Here is a 4255-nt window from a genome sequence, read left to right on the forward strand (position 1 = left end):
GCCCCCGCCGCGGCCGGCCGCCGCAGGCCCGTGCCACCAGATCGCCGGCCGCGGTGAACAGCCCTTCCTGGTCGCAGAGCTGAGCCAGCACCAGCACCGCCGCGAGAAACACCACCACGGGCAGCAGCGTGCGCGTCTGCTCACCGGCGTCCTGCGGCGAGACCGCGCCGAAGGCGACGACCAGCAGCGCGGCGGGCACGGCGGCGACGGCCTCGGGCCAGCCGCGTGGCCGTACGACGGCGAACGCCAGCACGGCGAGCAGCAGACCGATCGAGAGTGCCTCGGCGGCGACGGTGTTCAGGCTGGCGCTCCGGATTCCGTGCGAGGTTCATTCCGGGGGACGGTCAAGGGCGGCGCACCGGTCGATGCGCCGCCCCCATGATGTACGGACGAGCCTGACGTACGGACGACCTGACGTACGGACGAGCCGGAGCCGGCCCGCGACGCCCGGCTCCTCCGCGCCCTTGCCTGTTACTCCGCCGGGGCGAGCCGCTCAAGGATCAGCTCGCGCACACGCGCCGCGTCGGCCTGGCCGCGCGTGGCCTTCATGACGGCGCCCACCAGCGCGCCCGCCGCGGCGACCTTGCCGGCCCGGATCTTGTCGGCGACAGCGGCGTTGGCCGCGATGGCCTCGTCCACGGCCGCACCGAGCGCGCTGTCGTCGGAGACGACCTTCAGACCGCGCTTCTCCACCACGGTGTCCGGATCGCCCTCGCCCGCGAGCACGCCCTCGATCACCTGACGGGCCAGCTTGTCGTTGAGATCGCCGGACGCCACGAGCGCCCCGATCCGGGCGACCTGCTCCGCAGTGATGGGCAGCTCGTCCAGCGGACGGCCCGACTCGTTGGCGTGCCGGGCCAGCTCGCCCATCCACCACTTGCGGGCCTGGTCGGCCGGAGCACCCGCGTCGGTCGTGGCCACGATCAGATCGATCGCGCCCGCGTTGAGGATCGACTGCATGTCGTGCTCGGAGACGTCCCACTCCTCGCGCAGCCGGTTGCGGCGCACGCGCGGCAGCTCGGGCAGTCCCCGGCGCAGCTCCTCGACCCACTCACGGGAGGGCGCCACCGGCACGAGGTCGGGCTCCGGGAAGTACCGGTAGTCCTCGGCCTCCTCCTTCACCCGTCCCGAGGCGGTGGAACCGTCCTCCTCATGGAAGTGCCTGGTCTCCTGGATGATCGTGCCACCGGAGTTCAGCACCGCGGCATGGCGCTGGATCTCGAAGCGCGCGGCGCGCTCGACGCTGCGCAGCGAGTTCACGTTCTTCGTCTCGGAGCGCGTACCGAACTTCTCGCGTCCGTGCGGGCGCAGCGAGAGGTTCACATCGCACCGCATCTGGCCCATCTCCATACGGGCCTCGGAGACACCGAGCGCCTTGATCAGCTCGCGCAGCTCGGCGACATACGCCTTGGCGACCTCCGGAGCACGCTCGCCTGCGCCCTGGATGGGCTTGGTGACGATCTCGATCAGCGGGATCCCGGCGCGGTTGTAGTCGAGCAGCGAGTGCGAGGCGCCATGGATCCGGCCGGTGGCACCGCCGACATGCGTCGACTTGCCGGTGTCCTCCTCCATATGGGCGCGCTCGATCTCCACCCGGAAGATCTCGCCGTCCTCCAACTGGACGTCCAGATAGCCGTTGAAGGCGATCGGCTCGTCGTACTGGGAGGTCTGGAAGTTCTTCGGCATGTCCGGATAGAAGTAGTTCTTCCGGGCGAAGCGGCACCACTCGGCGATCTCGCAGTTGAGCGCGAGACCGATCTTGATCGCCGACTCGACACCGATCGCGTTGACGACCGGCAGCGATCCCGGCAGGCCCAGACAGGTCGGGCAGGTCTGCGAGTTGGGCGCGGCGCCCAACTCGGTCGAGCATCCGCAGAACATCTTGGTCTTCGTGCCGAGCTCGACATGGACCTCCAGGCCCATGACGGGGTCGTACGTCGCGAGGGCGTCCTCGTACGACACGAGTTCAATGACGGTCACAGTGAAACTTTCCCTCTCAGCCCAGCAGGACGTCGTCGTCGCCCAGGCGCTTCAGCTCACGCAGGAGCAGAGCGACGCCCGTGACGATGGCGGCGGCGGAGACGACCGCGTCGACCAGCCGGAGCGTGTCATTGTCCTGGCGGGCCGTCCTGGCCTGCTTGACGACGCTGATCGCGCCGAAAGCGGTGGTCCCGATCGACAGGTACGTGCCGGCCTTGGACTTCTTGAAGCCCTTGGCCTTGCTCATTGCACTGGTCATAGTGACGGTGCCTCCTCCAGCAACGGGTGTCCCCACCTTTCCACGAAGGCCGCCTCAACGGCGGCACCGACCTTGTAGAGACGGTCGTCCTGCATGGCGGGAGCGATGATCTGGAGACCGACCGGGAGGCCGTCCTCCGGTGCGAGACCGCAGGGCAGCGACATCGCGGCGTTGCCGGCCAGATTGGCCGGGATGGTGCACAGGTCCGCCAGATACATCGCCATCGGGTCGTCGGCGCGCTCACCGATCGGGAAGGCGGTGGTCGGTGTCGTCGGCGAGACGATCACATCAACCTGCTCGAAGGCCTTCTCGAAGTCCCGGGTGATGAGCGTACGGACCTTCTGCGCCGAGCCGTAGTACGCGTCGTAGTAACCGGAGCTGAGCGCGTACGTACCGAGCATGATGCGGCGCTTTACCTCGTCACCGAAGCCCGCCTCGCGGGTCAGGGCCGTGACGTCCTCGGCGGACTTCGTACCGTCGTCGCCCACCCGCAGTCCGTAGCGCATGGCGTCGAAGCGGGCGAGGTTGGAGGAGCACTCGGACGGCGCGATCAGGTAGTAGGCGGCGAGCGCGAGGTCGAAGGACGGGCAGTCCAGCTCGACCACCTCGGCGCCGAGCTTCCCGAGCAGCTCCACCGACTCGTCGAAGCGCTGGACGACACCGGCCTGGTAGCCCTCGCCGCGGAACTGCTTGACGACACCGACACGCATCCCGGCGACCGAGCCGTTGCGCGCGGCCTCGACCACCGGCGGGACCGGTGCGTCGATGGAGGTCGAGTCCAGCGGATCGTGGCCGGCGATCACCTCGTGCAGCAGGGCCGCGTCCAGGACCGTACGGGCGCAGGGGCCGCCCTGGTCGAGGGAGGACGAGAAGGCGACCATGCCGTAGCGGGAGACACCGCCGTAGGTGGGCTTGACGCCGACCGTGCCCGTGACGGCGGCGGGCTGGCGGATGGAGCCGCCGGTGTCGGTGCCGATGGCGAGCGGCGCCTGGTACGAGGCGAGCGAGGCGGACGAGCCGCCGCCGGAGCCGCCCGGGATCCGGGTCAGGTCCCACGGGTTGCCGGTCGGGCCGTACGCGCTGTTCTCGGTGGAGGAGCCCATGGCGAACTCGTCCATGTTGGTCTTGCCGAGGATGACGACGCCCGCGTCCTTGAGCTTCCTGGTGACGGTCGCGTCGTAGGGCGGGATCCAGCCTTCGAGGATCTTGGAACCGACGGTGGTCGGGACGCCCTCGGTGGTGAAGATGTCCTTGAGCGCGAGAGGCACTCCGGCCAGCGGGCCGAGCTTCTCGCCGGCCGCGCGCCTGGCGTCCACGGCGCGGGCCTGGGCCAGCGCGCCCTCGCGGTCCACATGGAGAAAGGCGTGGACCTTCTCGTCCACCGCTTCGATACGGGCGAGATGGGCCTCGGTGACCTCGACGGCCGTGAGTTCGCCTGCGGCGATCTTCCCGGCGATCTCGGCGGCGGTGAGCCTGATACAGCTCTCGGTCCTGCTGATGTCCGTCATGGCTGTTAGTCCTCCCCCAGGATCTGCGGCACCTTGAAACGCTGCTGCTCCTGGGCAGGAGCGCCGGAGAGCGCCTGCTCGGGCGTGAGCGACGGACGGACCTCGTCCGCGCGCATGACATTGGTCAGCGGCAGCGGGTGGGACGTCGGCGGTACGTCTTGGTCGGCGACCTCGGACACGCGGGCGACCGCGCCGATGATGTCGTCGAGCTGTCCGGCGAAGTGGTCGAGCTCGGAGCCGGACAGCTCCAGACGCGCCAGCCGAGCGAGGTGGACGACCTCCTCGCGCGTGATGCCAGGCATTCAGCGATCCTCAGGGGTTGATGGCTTCTTTGAGCCCAATCCTAGAGGGCGCGGTCACCTCACCACGCAACACATAAATCGCCCGGGCCCACAGCACGTCGGCGCGTACGCGGACCACGACGGCGCGTGACCGGATACGAACCGATCCCGCGCCCGCCGGGCCGGCCCGGCGCCTACTGGACCACTCGGCCGGACTGTTCCACCAC

Annotated in this window: 5 protein-coding genes and 1 pseudogene; all 6 read right to left on the reverse strand. The window is 69.4% G+C overall.

Annotated features, from left to right (window positions below):
- Nucleotides 1-301 (reverse strand): annotated as a pseudogene (locus tag GA0115259_RS28525) (arsenic transporter); the annotation flags it as partial.
- A gap of 170 nt (nt 302-471) precedes the next feature.
- On the reverse strand, nt 472-1980 hold the full coding sequence (gene gatB / locus GA0115259_RS28530; RefSeq protein ID WP_093602361.1) for an Asp-tRNA(Asn)/Glu-tRNA(Gln) amidotransferase subunit GatB: 1509 nt from the start codon (nt 1978-1980) through the stop codon (nt 472-474).
- A gap of 16 nt (nt 1981-1996) precedes the next feature.
- Nucleotides 1997-2239 (reverse strand): hypothetical protein, encoded by a 243-nt coding sequence (locus tag GA0115259_RS28535; protein ID WP_093602362.1) that lies wholly within the window; start codon nt 2237-2239, stop codon nt 1997-1999.
- Nucleotides 2236-3747 carry an Asp-tRNA(Asn)/Glu-tRNA(Gln) amidotransferase subunit GatA gene (gatA, locus tag GA0115259_RS28540; protein WP_093602364.1) on the reverse strand — a complete coding sequence of 504 codons (1512 nt, stop codon included), beginning with the start codon at nt 3745-3747 and terminating at the stop codon, nt 2236-2238. The genes GA0115259_RS28535 and gatA overlap by 4 nt, the downstream gene beginning before the upstream one ends.
- A 5-nt stretch (nt 3748-3752) precedes the next feature.
- Complete coding sequence (gatC, locus tag GA0115259_RS28545; protein WP_066945642.1) at nt 3753-4049, reverse strand: Asp-tRNA(Asn)/Glu-tRNA(Gln) amidotransferase subunit GatC; 297 nt, start codon at nt 4047-4049, stop codon at nt 3753-3755.
- 10 nt (nt 4050-4059) lie between these two features.
- On the reverse strand, nt 4060-4255 hold a 196-nt coding region (locus GA0115259_RS41260), incomplete at its 5' end, for a hypothetical protein (protein WP_218104243.1).

Source organism: Streptomyces sp. MnatMP-M17, assembly GCF_900091995.1.
In the GTDB taxonomy this organism is placed as follows: Bacteria; Actinomycetota; Actinomycetes; order Streptomycetales; family Streptomycetaceae; genus Streptomyces.